We start from the raw sequence: 15,717 nt of genomic DNA on the forward strand, positions 1-15,717 counted from the left end.
CAGGAGTGCACGATGGATCTCAGCCGTCGTCAGTTCTTCAAGGTCGCAGGTCTAGGCCTTGCAGGCTCAAGCCTGGGCGCGTTGGGCATGGCCCCGACGCCAGCCTTCGCCGAGCAGGTGCGTCACTTCAAGCTCGCCCACACCCATGAAACCCGCAACACCTGCCCGTATTGCTCGGTCGGCTGCGGTTTGATCATGTACAGCCAGGGCGATGCCGGGAAAAACGTGGCGCAGAACATCATTCACATCGAGGGCGACGCCGACCACCCGGTCAACCGCGGCACCCTCTGCCCGAAAGGCGCAGGCCTGCTCGACTTCATTCACAGCCCTGGTCGCTTGCAATACCCGCAAGTGCGTAAGCCCGGCAGCAGCGAGTGGACGCGAATCAGCTGGGACGAAGCGCTCGATCGCATCGCCGACCTGATGAAAGCCGACCGCGACGCCAACTTCATCGAAAAGAACGCCAACGGGCAAACGGTGAATCGCTGGCTGAGCACCGGGTTCCTCGCGGCCTCGGCGGCGTCCAATGAAGCTGGCTATATCACCCAGAAGGTGATTCGCAGCCTCGGCATGCTGGGGTTCGATAACCAGGCGCGTGTCTGACACGGCCCGACGGTGGCAAGTCTTGCCCCGACGTACGGCCGTGGTGCCATGACCAATACCTGGACCGATATCGCCAACGCGAATCTGATCCTGGTGATGGGTGGCAACGCAGCAGAAGCGCATCCGTGCGGCTTCAAATGGGTGACCGAGGCCAAGGCGCACAACGCTGCGCGGCTGATCGTGGTCGATCCGCGTTTTACCCGGACCGCTTCGGTGGCCGACTATTACGCGCCGATCCGCACCGGCACCGACATCGCGTTCATGGGCGGGCTGATCAATTACCTGCTGACCACTGACAAGATCCAGCACGAATACGTGCGCAACTACACCGACGTGTCGTTCATCGTCAAAGCCGGTTATGGCTTCGAGGACGGCATTTTCAGCGGCTATGACGCGGAAAAGCGCAGCTACACCGACAAATCCGGCTGGGGCTACGAGTTCGCCGAGGACGGCTTCGTCCGGGTCGATCCGACCCTGCAAGACTCACGCTGCGTCTATCAATTGATGAAGCAGCATTACAGCCGCTACAACATCGAGTTGGCCAGCCAGATCTGCGGCATGCCGGTCGACGCCATGCAGAAGATCTGGGACGAGATCGCCACGTGCTCGACGCCGGGTAAGACCATGACGATCCTCTACGCCCTCGGCTGGACCCAGCACTCGATCGGCGCGCAGATCATCCGCAGCGCGGCGATGGTGCAATTGCTGCTGGGCAACGTCGGAATGCCTGGTGGCGGGGTGAATGCCTTGCGCGGGCACTCGAACATTCAGGGCCTGACTGACCTCGGTCTGCTGTCCAACGCGCTGCCCGGTTACCTGACCCTGGCCAGCGACAGCGAGCAGGATTACGCCCAGTTCATTCACAAACGCACGCAAGTGCCGCTCCGGCCGGGGCAGCTTTCGTACTGGCAGAATTACAGCAAATTCCACGTCAGCCTGATGAAGTCCTGGTACGGCGCCAACGCCACCGCCGAGAACAATTGGCTGTTCGATCATTTGCCGAAACTGGACATCCCCAACTACGACGTCCTGAAAATGTTCGACCTGATGGGCCAGGGCAAAGTGAACGGCTACCTGTGTCAGGGCTTCAACCCGATCGCCGCACTGCCGGACAAGAACCGCGTGATGGTCGCCCTGGCCAAGCTGAAATGGCTGGTGGTGATGGACCCGCTGGCCACGGAAACCTCGGAGTTCTGGCACAACGTCGGGCCATATAACGACGTGAAAACCTCCGAGATCCAGACCGAAGTGATTCGCCTGCCGACCACCTGTTTCGCCGAGGAAGACGGCTCGCTGGTCAACAGCAGTCGCTGGCTGCAATGGCACTGGAAGGGCGCCGATGGCCCCGGCGAAGCGCAGACCGACATACGCATCATGAGCGAACTGTTCCTGCGCCTGCGCAAACGCTATCAGACCGAGGGCGGCAAATTCCCCGATCCGCTGCTGAAACTGTCGTGGCCATACAAGATCGCCGACGAGCCTTCGCCGGAAGAGCTGGCCAAGGAAATCAACGGCAGCGCGGTGGCCGACTTCACCGATGCCAGTGGCGCGATGGTCAAGGCCGGCACGCAACTGGCCGGGTTCGGCTTGCTCAAGGATGACGGCAGCACTGCGTCGGGTTGCTGGATCTTCGCCGGCAGCTGGACCGAGGCCGGCAACCAGATGGCTCGCCGCGACAACGCCGACCCCTACGGCATGCACCAGCATCAAGGCTGGGCGTGGGCGTGGCCGGCCAATCGACGGATTCTCTACAACCGCGCTTCGGCGGACCTTGCGGGCAAACCGTGGGACCCGAAAAAACGCCTGGTCTGGTGGAACGGCAAAACCTGGGGCGGCACCGATGTGCCGGACTACAAGGCCGATGTGCCGCCGGAAGCCGGGATGAACCCGTTCATCATGAACCCCGAAGGTGTGGCCCGGTTCTTCGCCGTCGACAAGATGAACGAAGGGCCATTCCCCGAGCACTACGAGCCGTTTGAAACGCCGATCGGCATCAACCCGCTGCACCCGCAAAACAAGAAAGCCACCAGCAACCCGGCGGCACGGATCTTCGATTCGGTCTGGGAAAGCCTCGGCGAGGCCAAGGACTTCCCCTACGCCGGCACCAGTTACCGGCTGACCGAGCATTTCCACTTCTGGAGCAAGCACTGCAAGTTGAACGCGATTGCCCAACCCGAGCAATTCGTCGAAATCGGCGAAGTGTTGGCGAAAGAGAAGGGCATCGCTGCCGGCGATCGCGTGCGGGTCAGTTGCAAGCGCGGCTTTATCGAGGCGGTGGCGGTGGTGACCAAGCGGATAAGGCCGCTGCAGGTCAACGGCCAGGTTGTGCATCAGATCGGCATCCCGCTGCACTGGGGATTTACCGGCCTGACGCGCCACGGTTACCTGACCAACACGCTGGTGCCGTTCCTCGGCGATGGCAACACCCAGACCCCGGAATCCAAGTCATTCCTGGTCAACGTGGAGAAGCTCTAGTGGAGACCTTATAAATGGCCAGCCAAGACATCATTGCCCGCTCGGCCACCACCACGGTGCCGCCGTCGGTACGCAATCAGGACGCCGTCGCCAAGCTGATCGACACCACCAAATGCATCGGCTGCAAGGCCTGTCAGGTCGCCTGCTCGGAATGGAACGAGTTGCGCGACGAGGTCGGCCACAACCACGGCACCTACGACAACCCGCAGGACCTGACCGCGGATACATGGACGCTGATGCGCTTCACCGAGCATGAAACCGACGCCGGCAATCTGGAGTGGCTGATCCGCAAGGACGGCTGCATGCATTGCGCCGAGCCGGGCTGCCTGGCGGCGTGCCCGAGCCCCGGCGCGATCATCCAGCATGCCAACGGCATCGTTGATTTCAATCAGGATCACTGCATCGGCTGCGGTTACTGCATCACCGGTTGCCCGTTCAACATTCCGCGTATCTCGCAAAAGGACCACAAGGCCTACAAGTGCACCTTGTGTTCCGATCGCGTGGCGGTCGGGCTGGAACCGGCCTGCGTGAAAACCTGCCCGACCGGCGCCATCGTCTTCGGTACCAAGGAAGACATGAAGGAGCACGCCGCCGAACGCATCGTCGACCTGAAAAGCCGCGGCTTTGATAACGCCGGTCTGTACGACCCGCAAGGCGTCGGCGGCACCCACGTCATGTACGTCTTGCACCATGCCGACACGCCGAAACTCTACGCCGGTTTGCCCGATCACCCAGCAATCAGTCCGCTGGTAGATTTGTGGAAAGGCCTCAGCAAACCCTTGGCGCTGCTGGCAATGGGCGCGGCGGTGATTGCCGGGTTCTTCCACTATGTGCGCGTCGGCCCCAATCGCGTCGAGGAAGATGAACGGCCGACGCCGCCCGACACCGCGGTGCATGTCGTCGACCCGGCGGTGCACACCTACGATCCACGCGGGGAGGAGCGGCCATGAGCCACAAGACGATCCTGCGTTACAGCGCCAACCAGCGCACCAATCACTGGCTGGTGGCGATCCTGTTTTTCATGGCCGGGCTGTCCGGGCTGGCGCTGTTTCACCCGGCGCTGTTCTGGCTGAGCAACCTGTTCGGCGGCGGCACCTGGACGCGGATCCTGCACCCCTACATGGGCATCGCCATGTTCGTGCTGTTCCTCGGCCTGGTCTTGAGCTTCTGGCGCACAAACTTTTTCATCGCCAACGATCGGCAATGGCTGCGGCGGATCAACCGGGTCATGGTCAACGACGAAGACAGCGTGCCGCCAGTGGGCAAATACAACGCCGGGCAAAAGCTGCTGTTCTGGACTTTACTGCTGTGCATGCTGGCGTTGCTGTTCACCGGGCTGGTGATCTGGCGCGCGTGGTTCAGCGTGTATTTCGGCATCAGCGTGATCCGCTGGGCGATGCTCTTGCATGCGCTGGCCGGGTTCATTCTGGTGCTGAGCATCATCGTGCACATCTACGCCGGGCTGTGGATCAAGGGGTCGGTCGACGCCATGCTGCATGGCCGGGTCAGCCGCGCCTGGGCGAGAAAACATCACGCGCTGTGGTACCGCGACATCACCCGCGATGAACGTCCCGTGGACGTGCCAGAGCGACCCATCAGTAAAAAGGGCTGACGTTTGCCGACTATTCTGGAACCCGGGGAAATCGAAGCGGCGGCCAGTTCGCCGCCGTTCCTGTACCTGCCGCCGCACAACCTGTTTGCCTTGCGCGCGCAACGGCTGGAACAACTGGCCGAGGGGCATGCGCTGGCCGAGTATCTGCGTTTGATCGCCGGGTTGTGCCGGGTTCAGCAGCAGGTGTTCGATGATCCGCCGCTGACCGCGCCATTTGATCAGCAACGTATCGAGGCTAGCCAGCAACATGGCTTGCCGCCGTTCGCTGCAGACACGCTGGTGCGCGAGGAGGGCTGGCAGGCTTATCTTTCGGCGCTGTTGCAGCGTTATACGCCGTCTGAACAACCCGCCGTTATCGAGGCAGTGACGACGCTGCGGGTCGCCAGCGCCGGTCAATGGCGTTCCTGGGCTGTCGCTCTGGTCAGCGGCCAGTATTCATTGGTGCCGGCGCAACTGGTGCCGTTCCTCGGCGCGGCGCTGCAAGTGGCGTGGAGTCACTGGTTGCTCAGCGCGCCCCATCTGCAATTGAAACCCGGCGACAGCCTCAGCCAATGCCCCGCGTGCGGTTCTCCGGCGATGGCCGGGGTGATCCGCCATCGCGGCAAACACAACGGCTTGCGTTATCTGGTGTGTTCGCTGTGCGCCTGCGAATGGCATGTGGTGCGGGTCAAGTGCGTGTATTGCGAATCGAGCAAAGGCCTCGACTATCTGAGCCTTGAGGATGATCGCCACGCCGCCAATCAGGCGCCGTTAAGGGCGGAAGTCTGCCCCGGCTGCAACAGCTATCTGAAACTGGTCTATCTGGAAAACGATGCCGACGCCGAGGCGTTGTCGGCGGACCTCGGCAGTTTGCTGCTGGACATGCGCCTGGCGCAGGACGGCTTTCAGCGGCTGGCGCCGAATCTGTTGCTGGCGCCGGGCGACGAATGACCAGAGCAGAAACTGTCGAAGCGAGCTAGCCCGAAGGGGCCGTTTCAGTCACATCATCTTTGACCGACCTATCGCCATCGCGAGCAGGCTCACTCCTACCTGGTTATTTGCCAAGCCACACATACCGATTCACCCCCAGATCCCTGTAGGAGTGAGCCTGCTCGCGATAGCGTCAATCCAGTCACGTTCATGTTGTCTGACACACCGCCAGCGGGAGCAAGCTCCCACATTGTTTTAGGGCGGCCTGCAAAATGAGTGCCCACAGCCAATCCCTGTGGGAGCGAGCCTGCTCGCGAAGGCGTCAGGTCAGTCACATCCACACTAACTGACACACTGCTTTCGCGAGCAGGCTCGCTCCCATAGTGCGTCTACACTTCTGAAACCCTTGTGGGAGGGAACTTGTTCCCGGAGGGGTGTTTTCAGTCGAATCAGGAGTGGCTGATGTCTTCCAGCGTTGCCCTGCGGTTGCCGTCCATTGATGGGTTGTTGCGACATCCGGCGTGTGCGCCATTGGCTGAGCGTTACGGCCGGGATTCGTTGCTGACTGGCCTGCGTCAGTTGCTCGATGAGCTAAGGCCCGGCGTATTGAGCGGGCAATTGGCAGCTGTGGAGATCGGCCCCGAAGTGCTCGCCGGCCGCGTTGGTGAACGCTTGGCTCAACAGCAACGCAGTCAGGTACGCCGCGTCTTCAACCTGACCGGCACCGTGCTGCACACCAACCTCGGCCGCGCCTTGTTGCCGGCCGAAGCCATCGCTGCGGTGGAGAACGCCGCACGCTATCCGCTGAACCTGGAGTTCGATCTGGCCAGCGGCAAACGCGGCGATCGCGACGATTTGATCGAAGGTTTGATCCGCGAACTGACCGGCGCCGAAGCCGTCACCGTGGTCAACAACAATGCCGCCGCCGTGTTGCTGACCCTGAACAGCCTCGGCGCGCGCAAGGAAGGCATCATCTCACGCGGCGAACTGATCGAAATCGGCGGCGCCTTTCGCATTCCCGACATCATGGCCCGCGCCGGGGTGCGCCTGCACGAAGTCGGCACCACCAACCGCACCCACGCCCGCGATTACCAAGCGGCGATCAGCCCACGCAGCGGTTTGATCATGCGCGTGCACGCGAGCAACTACAGCATCGAAGGTTTCACCGCTCGCGTGCCGACCGCTGAGCTAGCCGAATTGGCCCACCGCCACGGCTTGCCGTTGCTGGAGGATCTGGGCAGCGGCAGCCTCCTGGATTTGACGCGTTGGGGTTTGCCGGCCGAGCCGACGGTGCGTCAGGCGCTGCTCGATGGCGCCGATATCGTCACCTTCAGCGGCGACAAACTGCTCGGCGGGCCGCAGGCCGGGTTGATCGTTGGCCGTAAAGAACTGATCGCGAAAATCAAAAAGAACCCGCTGAAACGTGCGTTGCGCGTGGACAAGTTGACCCTGGCCGCGCTGGAAGCAGTGCTCGGTCTGTATCGCGACCCGGATCGCCTCGCTGAACGTCTGCCGAGTTTGCGGCTTTTAACCCGCCCGCAGGCTGACATCTTCGCCCAGGCTTCACGGTTGCAGCCGGTGCTGGCTGACATGCTGGGTGAGACTTGGAGTGTCAGCGCAGTCGAGGCCCTGGGCATGATCGGCAGCGGCAGCCAACCGGTGGCGCGTTTGCCGAGTGCGGCGCTGTGTTGTCGGCCACAGGTATCGAAGCGTCTGCGCGGGCGCTATCTGCTGAATCTCGAAGCCGCATTGCGCGCCTTGCCGATCCCCGTGCTCGGGCGCCTCGACGACGATGCGCTGTGGCTGGATCTGCGCCAGCTTGACGATGAGCCGGTGTGGCTCGCGCAATTGCCGCAGTTGCAGGCCGCGCCGTGATTGTCGGCACGGCGGGGCACATCGATCACGGCAAGACGTCGCTGCTGCAAGCGCTGACCGGGCAAACCGGCGACCGCCGCCCGCAGGAACGCGAACGCGGCATGACCATCGACCTCGGTTATTTCTACGCCGAACTGCAGCCCGGCGCCGGCCTGAGCGGGTTTATCGACGTGCCCGGCCACGAGAAATTCACCCACAACATGCTCGCCGGCGCGCAAGGCATCGACCTGGTGCTGCTGGTGGTCGCCGCCGATGACGGCGTCATGCCGCAGACCCGCGAGCATCTGGCGATTGTTGAACTGCTCGGCATTCCCCGCGCCGTGGTGGCGATCACCAAGTCCGACCGGGTCGAGACGGGCAGGGTGGAAGAGGTGCAGCGCCAGGTGCTGGATCTGCTCGCGCCGGGGCCGTTTGCCGATGCGCTGATCTTTACCGTGTCGAGCCTGAGCGGGCGGGGCGTTGAAGAATTGCGTGCGGCGTTGTTGCAGGCGCACAACGAGGTGCAGGCGCGTAGTGGCGAAGGGGGATTTCGTCTGGCGATCGATCGCGCGTTCAGCGTGGCCGGCGCCGGGATCGTTGTCACCGGCACGGCGCTGTCGGGCACGGTGTCGGTCGGCGACAAACTCACCCTCGCGCCCTCCGGCAAAACCGTCCGCGTGCGTGGACTGCATGCGCAAAATCAACCCGCCGAACAGGCCTTCGCCGGCCAACGGGTGGCCCTGAACCTGAGCGGCGAGCGCCTGGAACTCGCGCAGATCCATCGCGGCCAATGGCTGCTGAGCGAGTGGCTGCACGCGCCGACGCAACGGGTCGACATTGACTTTCAACTGCTGCCCGGCGAACGCACCTTCGAACACTTCCACCCGGTACACGTGCACCTCGGTACGCAAGACGTGATCGCCCGCGTCGCCTTGCTCGAAGGCCCACGGTTGAGCCCCGGCGGACGCATGTTCGCGCAACTGCTGATCAACGCGCCGGTACACGCGGTGCAGGGCGACCGGCTGATCCTGCGCGACGCCAGCGCGCAACGCACCTTGGGCGGCGGCACGGTGCTCGATCCGTTCGCCCCGGCCCGGCAACGCCGCAGCCCTGAGCGTCTGGCGCAACTGCAAACCCTGGCCAGCAGCGACAGCCTCGAACAGGCCTTGCCGGTGCTGCTCAGCCACAGCGCCGGCGGCCTCGATCCGCAACGCCTCGAACGCCAGTTCAATCGCCCGCGCGCCTCCTGGTCGTTAGCGCAAAACATCCGCCTGATCGACACCCGCCAAGGCCCGCTGCTGTTCAACGTGCAGCGCTGGGCGCAACTGAAATTCAATCTGCTGCAACGCCTCACACAATTCCACGAACAAGAACCCGACCAAATGGGCCCCGACCGCGACCGCCTGCGGCGTTTCAGCGGTCTGGCGCTGGAACGTTCGACGTTTATCAGTCTGCTCGACGAACTGCTCAGCGCCGGCGCGATCCACACCAGCGGCCCCTGGCTGCACCTGCCCGAACATCAGGTGCGCCTGAATGCCGAGGACGAAACCCTGTGGCAACAACTGCAACCGCTGTTCGACAACGCCGAATTCGACCCACCGTGGGTCCGCGACATCGCCAAAATGTTCGGCCACGACGATGCCGACGTACGCCTGCTGCTGCGCAAACGGGCGCGACTTGGGCTGATGCATCAAGTGGTGCGCGATCTGTTTCTGGATGACGCACAACTGCGCCGCATGGCCGAGGTGTTGCTAACACTGGCCGCGGAAAATCCGCAGATCCAGGTGACAACCTTCCGCGATGCGCTAGGCTTGGGACGCAAACGCTGTATTCAGTATCTGGAGTATTTCGACCGACTGGGCCTGACCCGGCGCATCGGCGAGTCACGGCAGATCCGTTACGACAACGCGCTGGCCAATGCCAGCGCGCAATGAGTCAAAGGAAGGCAATCGCGCCCGGTGGCGCGGCCGGGCTTCAAACCCGGTTGGGGACGGCATCCGTTCCCGGGCAGGTTCGACTCCGGCTGCCTTCCGCCATTTTTCTCAAAGGCATTGGCGGTTTAATGTGATTGATCGTTCCCACGCTCCGCGTGGGAACGCAGCCCTGGACGCTCTGCGTCCCATCCAGAGCCGAACGCGGAGCGTCCGTTGAGGCATTCCCACGCAGAGAGTGGGAAAGAACAGGTGGCGACGAACGGTAGTGGATTCAAAAGCACAGAATCGCATTCCTTCAACCGCTAGCGACCTTGAGATTTGCCGCGATTCCCTTGTGGGAGCGAGCCTGCTCGCGATAGCGTCGGGTCAGGCAGCTTAATGCCTAATGACACACCGCTTTCGCGAGCAGGCTCGCTCCCACAGGGGTTTGTGCTTGGCAGTTTGATTTGTGGATAGGTCAGACTTGCACGCGAGTTCGCTATTTCAGGACATCCAGCATTCTGTTTTTGAATGCCTTAGGATCGAATGACTGTGGATTTCCACTGAGTTCGCCTTTCCCAAGCGCAGCGCGGACGGCGTCCAACGCAGTGTTTCGCTCTTGCTCACGGCAAACCGAATCCTGAATGCATTCGCTGTCGTTCCAGCCGTGACTTGCATCGATTTGAGCTTGGATTCGTTGGTCTCGGTGTTCAGTCCCGATGCTGGTTTTTCGTATGGTAGGCATCGTCGGGTCTCGATTATTAGTTCGCTTCGGCCAATGGTGACAACGGAGGTCCATCAACCCTGACACCTTAAATCAAAAGATCACAGCCTTCGGCAGCAAATCGGTGCAGGAGCTGCCAAAGGCTGCGATCTTTTCATCTTGCTGGTATCAATCCCGCAAACGAATCTGCCGCCCCAACACATCCATCACATCGCAACCATCACGCAGCAACATCGCCGCCGCGTGGGCCAGTTGCTGTACGTCGGCGCCTTTGGCTGAGGCGATATCCAGGCTGGCGAGGCTTTCCATCATTTGCGTGACCGCGAGAAAGCGGCTGGCGGCGCTGCTGTGCAGGACGTCGAGCGGGGCTTGGGTGGAAACCAGCAGGACGGGGATGCTGTGTTCGTTGTGGGTCATCGAAAGATGGGCATTCATACGTCCACCCTGGCCTGAGCGGCTTGCTCACCGTTGATGGAGGCCACGATCAAAGCGCGCGCGTTGGCGAGCATTTGCTGGCTGGCCCAGCGCAAGGAGCTGCTGTGATCCGGGCGAGCGATGTTGGGGGCTTGAAAGGCGAGGACTTCGGCGCAGTTGAGGTAGACGGCTGCGTGTTCGAGGGCGTCGAGGAGGGGGATATCGGGGCGGACGGTGAAAGGGTGGTGAGAGACGTTGTCGCGGGTGATGGACTTTGTGGTTGATTCGGTCATGGTGCAGCCTCTTGGAAGTCGAGAACCGCCACTTCATCGCCGTCAAACGAATAGGTGGCAACTGTGTGCAGGTTGACGGACCGGTCCAAGGAACCCGGCGCATCCGAAGATGCCCCACACACAGTCACCATTGAGCAGCGCGTCGCACACAGGAGTGCGCGCGCACGTTGGAAAACAATGTGCGTCTTGGATTGTCAGGCCGTCAAACCCGGTCACGAATGAGTCGTGACAGGGCGCGAGGATAGGGAGTGAGGCCAAACCCGTCAACCGCCGCCAACCTTGCGAACTTGCCCAATACCCTTGTAGGAGTGAGCCTGCTCGCGATAGCGGTTGTTCAGCCACAAATGTAGTGCCTGACCTGCCGCCATCGCCAGCAGGCTGGCTCCCACAGGTTGATTGCATTTCAAGTCGGTTTGAGCGGCGCCGCCAACCTTCCGCGATGCGCTAGGTTTCGGGCGCTGATGCTGTATTCAGTATCTGGAGTATTTCCACCGACTGGGCCTGACTAGGCGCATCGGCGAATCGCGGCAGATCGCGCTGGCACATGCCAACGCGCAATGAGTCAAAGGGAGGCAGTCGCGCCCGGTGGCGCGCCCGGACTTCAGCCGAAGAGGAAGGTATCCGTTCCAGGGCAGGGTCGACTCAAGTGGTTTGCGGATCAGGCGCGGCAATGGTTGCTCGTCTGGCTATCATGATTGAGCCTGCTGTCGGAAGCTGACGTTTGCGTTGATTGGCACCGTTATTTGTAAAGGCGTATATGATCAATCTCAAATTCTTGTGTGCGTGAGTTTGGTGAGGTCAAGATTATTTGATCGAATTCACCCGAATCAACTACTTCGAAAATTTCTGGAGTATTCAAATTTTCAGTGATCACAGGTTTAGTCCTTACCAATGTTGATCCCTTACGAAATTGAACAACGGTAACGATTGATGTCTCGCTGCTCAATGTCTTTATCCAGAAGCTGGCTCTTCTATAAGAGGTTTTAAGGTGAATTTTCAAAGTCGGCATTAACTCACTATTCAAACGAACGGAAAGGACTTTGCCGCTGATTTTTTCCGGGTAAGAAAACTCCGTGGGACCGATATGGAGTTTTTGATTATCACCCGCGGCCGGGAATATTCTTACGATGATCATTACCGGCGTTTCAATGATGTCACCAATGTCCTCTAGTGCCTTATCTGGTAAATGATCAAAATTTTCCTCAGTATACGATTCAATGATTTCAAAGGATTCTAGTGAATTAGATGACATTTCATTGCTCCTTGTTCTGTAACTAGCGGGCGATGCGGCGACCGCACGCTTACGGTTGCTGCGATTAAGGCGTGATTTCGGAATTTGCGCACCTGTCAGGTTTGACAGGTGCCGACGAGCGGTAGGAAGGTCGAGGATGGCGCATCAAAGATCGCAGCTTTCTATAGCTCCAGAGACCTATTCAGGCGCTGCGAGACTACGCTCTTGCTCAACCCCCCAATGAATCCGCCGCCCCAACACATCCATCACATCACACCCATCACGCAGCAACATCGCCGCGGCGTGCGCCAATTGCTGCACATCGGCGCCTTTGGCCGAGGCGATATCCAGGCTGGCGAGGCTTTCCATCATCTGCGTGACCGCGAGAAAGCGGCTGGCGGCGCTGCTGTGAAGGACGTCGAGCGGGGCTTCGGTGGCGACGAGCAGGACGGGGATGCTGTGTTCGTTGTGGGTCATCGAAAGATGGGCATTCATACGTCCACCTTGGCCTGAGCGGCTTGCTGACCGTTGATGGAGGCCACGATCAAAGCACGGGCGTTGGTGAGCATTTGCTGGCTGGCCCAGCGCAAGGAGCTGCTATGGTCCGGGCGAGCGACAGTAGGCGCTTGATGGGCGAGGACTTCGGCGCAGTTGAGATAGACGGCGGCGTGTTCGAGGGCGTCGAGGAGGGGGATATTGGGGCGGACGGTGAAAGGATGTTGAGTAGTGTGGTCGCAGGGAGTCGAAGTTGTATTTGCTTGTTTCATAAGTGAGGTATCTCTTTGAAAATTAAAGAGAGCTGCCACTTGATCGCCGTCAAACGAATGGGTGGCAACTGTGCGCAGGTTGACGGACCGGTCTCACTAACCCGGCGCATCCGAAGATGCCCCACACACAGTCACCATATGCAATGAGCGGGCACAAAAGTGCACGAGCAAAGAGAGGCTATGCGCGTAGTGAGAAGTCCAGGCCGTCAAACCCGGTCACGAATGAGTCGTGACAGGGCGCGAGGATAGGGAGTGAGGCCAAACCCGTCAACCGCCGCCAACGTTGCGAACTTGCCCCGTTCTTTTGTAGGAGTGAGCCTGCTCGCGATGGCGGCAGGCTGGCTCCCACAGGGAACTTGGGTGTGCCTGAACATTCAGCCATCACATAGAACCTGTGGGAGCTTGCCTGCAAGCGATAGCGGTTGAACATTCAACCACTAATTGACTGAAGGTCAGCCAACGCCAGCAGGCTGGCTCCCACAGGTTGACTGCATTTCAAATCAAACAGCCGTCAGAAGCCCAACGGATACTCGATCAACACATAAACCCGGTCAATATCATCCCCGGCCTGCGCCTCATCCGCTCGGTGGGTGACGTGCGACAGCTGCACTGACAAATCCTTGGCCGCGCCGGACTGGACGACGTATTTCAAGTCGATATCGCGTTCCCAGTGTTTGCCGCCATCGCCTTGCTGTGGCTGGTATTGGCCGCTGGCGGCGTCGAACGGGTTGTAGGCACCGCCTCTGGGCGCGTGGGTGCCGTCGATGTGGCTGCCGGTGACGTAGCGGGTCATGAATTTCAGGCCGGGGATGCCGAAGGCGCCGAGGTCGAGGTCGTAGCGGGCTTGCCAGGAGCGTTCGTTGGCGCCGTTGAAGTCGGCGTATTTGATCGAGTTGGCGAGGTAGATCGAGTCACCGCCGACGAAGTCGAAGGGGGTGTCGCCGTTGATGCGTTGCCAGCCGAGCATGACGGCATGTGGACCCAAGGCGTATTTGCCGGACAGGCTGAACGCGGTGTTGTCGATCTCGCCGGCCAGTGCGCGACCGGTGTCGCGGGTGTGGTAGAGGTTGGCGTCGAGCAGCAGCCCGGATTGTTTGAAGTGCAGGTTGCCGTAGTACTGATGCCAGGTGTCGCTCAGCTCCGAGGCGTACAGCGCGCCGCCCAGCGGCTCGTCGCCGAACAGGTCCGCGCCGACAAAGCTGATGCTGCCGGCCTCGGTGTTGGCGCCGTAACCGTAGAAATCGCCGTGGCCGGAGGAGCTATCCTGGTTCTTGAACGCGGTGAAGTGGCCGGCGACCAGATTGACGTTATCGAACTCGGCGCTGTTGAGCAGAAAACCCGTGGCGTATTCCGGTTGCAGGCGTTTGTCAGAGGTGTCGAAGACCGGGGTTTCGACGGTCATTTCGCCGAAGGCGAGGGTGGTGCGTGAGGCTTTCAGTTTCAGCGCACCGCCGGCGCTGGAGTAGTCGTTTTCGCTGCGCCCGTTGCTGTCGATGGGTAGCAGGCCGGTTCCGGAATGGCCTCTGCCGCCGTCGAGTTTCAGCCCGGCGAAGGCGTGGGCATCAATGCCGAAGCCGACGCTGCCTTCGGTGAAACCGGATGAGAAGGTGCCGATAAAGCCTTGAGCCCATTCCTGTTTATAGTTTTTGCCGGAGGGCGTGGGCGAGCGGTAGTCGTTGCTCAGGTAGAAGTTGCGGCTCAGGATCTGGCTTTTGGCATCGTCGAAGAAACCGCTGGCGTGGGTGGTAGTGTGCAGACCGCAAAGCAGCGCAAGCAGGGTGAGGCGCAAAGGGGCGCGGTCGATCATGGTCAGTGGCCAGCGGTGGTGGGGTTGGCCGGGATGATCGGGGAATTGCGGGGGGAGGGATTGGGCGGATGTGCTCAGTTCTGGCCGTGACACAGAACCTTGTAGGAGTGAGCCTGCTCGCGATGGCGGTGTGTCAGTCAATTTCATCGAAGCTGACACACCGCCATCGCGAGCAGGCTCACTCCTACATTTGATCGGGTATCGGCTTGAGAGCAGTGGTGAAATTGCTGGCGTCATCGCTGGCAAGCCAGCTCCCACAGGGTTTTTGGTGTGCCTGAATATTCAGCCGTTACACAAAACCTGTGGGAGCTTGCCTGCAAGCGATAGCGGTTGAACATTCAACTGCTCATTGACTGAAAGTCAGCTATCGCCAGCAGGCTGGCTCCCACAATGGATCTTGGTTCGGCTTGAGTGCGGTGGTGAATGGGCTGGCGCCATCGCTGGCAAGCCAGCTCCCACAGGGTTTTTGGTGTGCCTGAATATTCAGCCGTTACACAAAACCTGTGGGAGCTTGCCTGCAAGCGATAGCGGTTGAACATTCAACTGCTCATTGACCGAAAGTCAGCTATCGCCAGCAGGCTGGCTCCCACAATGGATCTTGGTTCGGCTTGAGTGCGGTGGTGAATGGGCTGGCGCCATCGCTGGCAAGCCAGCTCCCACAGGGTTTTCGGTGTGCTTGAATATTCAGCCGTTACACAAAACCTGTGGGAGCTTGCCTGCAAGCGATAGCGGTTGAACATTCAACTGCTCATTGACCGAAAGTCAGCTATCGCCAGCAGGCTGGCTCTCACAATGGATCTTGGTTCGGCTTGAGTGCGGTGGTGAATGGGCTGGCGCCATCGCTGGCGAGCCAGCTCCCACAGGGATCTTGGGGGATGTTTGATTATTGAGCCGCAACACAAAACCTGTGGGAGCTTGCCTGCAAGCGATAGCGGTTGAACGTTCAACTGCTCATTGAATGGGCTGGCGTCATCGCTGGCGAGCCAGCTCCCACAGGGATCTTGGGGGATGTCTGAATATTCAGCCATCACACAAAACCTGTGGGAGCTTGCCTGCAAGCGATAGCGGTTGAACATTCAACCGCTCATTGACTGACAGTCAGCTATCGCCAGCAG

The 15,717-nt window shown here is 60.6% G+C and carries 14 protein-coding genes and 1 tRNA gene; 8 read left to right on the forward strand and 7 right to left on the reverse strand.

Translation table 11 applies throughout. The features are described from left to right. Positions 1-12: 12 nt before the first annotated feature. The 7 genes from fdnG to J3P75_RS13420 all read left to right on the forward strand — a co-directional run bounded on the left by fdnG (position 13) and on the right by J3P75_RS13420 (position 9,489). Complete coding sequence (fdnG, locus tag J3P75_RS13390; RefSeq protein ID WP_434711063.1) at positions 13-3,078, forward strand: formate dehydrogenase-N subunit alpha; 3,066 nt, start codon at positions 13-15, stop codon at positions 3,076-3,078. Between the two features lie 14 nt (positions 3,079-3,092). After that, complete coding sequence (gene fdxH / locus J3P75_RS13395; RefSeq protein ID WP_434711065.1) at positions 3,093-4,028, forward strand: formate dehydrogenase subunit beta; 936 nt, start codon at positions 3,093-3,095, stop codon at positions 4,026-4,028. Beyond that, positions 4,025-4,690, forward strand: a complete 666-nt coding sequence (locus tag J3P75_RS13400; protein WP_434711067.1) for a formate dehydrogenase subunit gamma — start codon at positions 4,025-4,027, stop codon at positions 4,688-4,690. Before fdxH ends, J3P75_RS13400 begins: the two co-directional genes overlap by 4 nt. 3 nt (positions 4,691-4,693) lie before the next feature. Further along, positions 4,694-5,620 (forward strand): formate dehydrogenase accessory protein FdhE, encoded by a 927-nt coding sequence (gene fdhE / locus J3P75_RS13405; protein WP_434711069.1) that lies wholly within the window; start codon positions 4,694-4,696, stop codon positions 5,618-5,620. 441 nt (positions 5,621-6,061) lie between these two features. After that, positions 6,062-7,474 carry an L-seryl-tRNA(Sec) selenium transferase gene (selA, locus tag J3P75_RS13410; protein WP_434711071.1) on the forward strand — a complete coding sequence of 471 codons (1,413 nt, stop codon included), beginning with the start codon at positions 6,062-6,064 and terminating at the stop codon, positions 7,472-7,474. After that, a complete protein-coding gene (gene selB, locus J3P75_RS13415; RefSeq protein ID WP_434711288.1) occupies positions 7,471-9,387 on the forward strand; it encodes a selenocysteine-specific translation elongation factor in 1,917 nt (638 codons plus the stop codon). The genes selA and selB overlap by 4 nt, the downstream gene beginning before the upstream one ends. 6 nt (positions 9,388-9,393) lie before the next feature. Further along, positions 9,394-9,489, forward strand: a tRNA-Sec gene (locus tag J3P75_RS13420). Positions 9,490-9,865: 376 nt separating this feature from the next. Here J3P75_RS13420 and J3P75_RS13425 read toward each other — a convergent pair. The 3 genes from J3P75_RS13425 to J3P75_RS13435 form a co-directional block, all read right to left on the reverse strand. Further along, positions 9,866-10,165, reverse strand: coding sequence for a type II toxin-antitoxin system ParD family antitoxin (locus J3P75_RS13425; protein ID WP_434711289.1), 300 nt, complete (start codon positions 10,163-10,165; stop codon positions 9,866-9,868). A 93-nt stretch (positions 10,166-10,258) separates the two neighbouring features. Next, complete coding sequence (locus J3P75_RS13430) at positions 10,259-10,525, reverse strand: short-chain dehydrogenase (RefSeq protein ID WP_434711073.1); 267 nt, start codon at positions 10,523-10,525, stop codon at positions 10,259-10,261. Beyond that, a complete protein-coding gene (locus tag J3P75_RS13435) occupies positions 10,522-10,797 on the reverse strand; it encodes a DUF3077 domain-containing protein (RefSeq protein ID WP_434711074.1) in 276 nt (91 codons plus the stop codon). Before J3P75_RS13435 ends, J3P75_RS13430 begins: the two co-directional genes overlap by 4 nt. 495 nt (positions 10,798-11,292) lie before the next feature. On the opposite strand from J3P75_RS13435, the gene J3P75_RS13440 reads away from it, so the two are divergent. Beyond that, positions 11,293-11,358 (forward strand): hypothetical protein, encoded by a 66-nt coding sequence (locus J3P75_RS13440; protein WP_434711291.1) that lies wholly within the window; start codon positions 11,293-11,295, stop codon positions 11,356-11,358. 178 nt (positions 11,359-11,536) lie between these two features. Here J3P75_RS13440 and J3P75_RS13445 read toward each other — a convergent pair whose 3' ends face one another. From J3P75_RS13445 to J3P75_RS13460, 4 genes are all read right to left on the reverse strand, one after another. Beyond that, positions 11,537-12,049: a hypothetical protein gene (locus tag J3P75_RS13445; RefSeq protein WP_434711076.1), complete on the reverse strand. Its 513-nt coding sequence runs from the start codon at positions 12,047-12,049 to the stop codon at positions 11,537-11,539. A gap of 177 nt (positions 12,050-12,226) precedes the next feature. After that, complete coding sequence (locus J3P75_RS13450; RefSeq protein ID WP_434711078.1) at positions 12,227-12,523, reverse strand: short-chain dehydrogenase; 297 nt, start codon at positions 12,521-12,523, stop codon at positions 12,227-12,229. Next, positions 12,520-12,795: a DUF3077 domain-containing protein gene (locus J3P75_RS13455; RefSeq protein ID WP_434711080.1), complete on the reverse strand. Its 276-nt coding sequence runs from the start codon at positions 12,793-12,795 to the stop codon at positions 12,520-12,522. Before J3P75_RS13455 ends, J3P75_RS13450 begins: the two co-directional genes overlap by 4 nt. A gap of 511 nt (positions 12,796-13,306) precedes the next feature. Then, a complete protein-coding gene (locus J3P75_RS13460; RefSeq protein WP_434711082.1) occupies positions 13,307-14,602 on the reverse strand; it encodes an OprD family porin in 1,296 nt (431 codons plus the stop codon). Positions 14,603-15,717 lie beyond the last annotated feature (1,115 nt).

The sequence above is a fragment of the Pseudomonas sp. R1-1 genome, from assembly GCF_051132135.1.
GTDB lineage: Bacteria > Pseudomonadota > Gammaproteobacteria > Pseudomonadales > Pseudomonadaceae > Aquipseudomonas.

What these genes read in the sequence shown, in the direction of transcription:
- fdxH (WP_434711065.1), top strand. Translation starts at nt 3,093, where the DNA reads ATGGCCAGCCAAGACATCATTGCCCGCTCGGCCACCACCACGGTGCCG.
- J3P75_RS13400 (WP_434711067.1), top strand. Translation starts at nt 4,025, where the DNA reads ATGAGCCACAAGACGATCCTGCGTTACAGCGCCAACCAGCGCACCAAT.
- selA (WP_434711071.1), top strand. Translation starts at nt 6,062, where the DNA reads ATGTCTTCCAGCGTTGCCCTGCGGTTGCCGTCCATTGATGGGTTGTTG.
- J3P75_RS13425 (WP_434711289.1), bottom strand. Translation starts at nt 10,165, where the DNA reads ATGGACCTCCGTTGTCACCATTGGCCGAAGCGAACTAATAATCGAGAC.
- J3P75_RS13430 (WP_434711073.1), bottom strand. Translation starts at nt 10,525, where the DNA reads ATGAATGCCCATCTTTCGATGACCCACAACGAACACAGCATCCCCGTC.
- J3P75_RS13435 (WP_434711074.1), bottom strand. Translation starts at nt 10,797, where the DNA reads ATGACCGAATCAACCACAAAGTCCATCACCCGCGACAACGTCTCTCAC.
- J3P75_RS13445 (WP_434711076.1), bottom strand. Translation starts at nt 12,049, where the DNA reads ATGTCATCTAATTCACTAGAATCCTTTGAAATCATTGAATCGTATACT.
- J3P75_RS13450 (WP_434711078.1), bottom strand. Translation starts at nt 12,523, where the DNA reads ATGAATGCCCATCTTTCGATGACCCACAACGAACACAGCATCCCCGTC.
- J3P75_RS13455 (WP_434711080.1), bottom strand. Translation starts at nt 12,795, where the DNA reads ATGAAACAAGCAAATACAACTTCGACTCCCTGCGACCACACTACTCAA.
- J3P75_RS13460 (WP_434711082.1), bottom strand. Translation starts at nt 14,602, where the DNA reads ATGATCGACCGCGCCCCTTTGCGCCTCACCCTGCTTGCGCTGCTTTGC.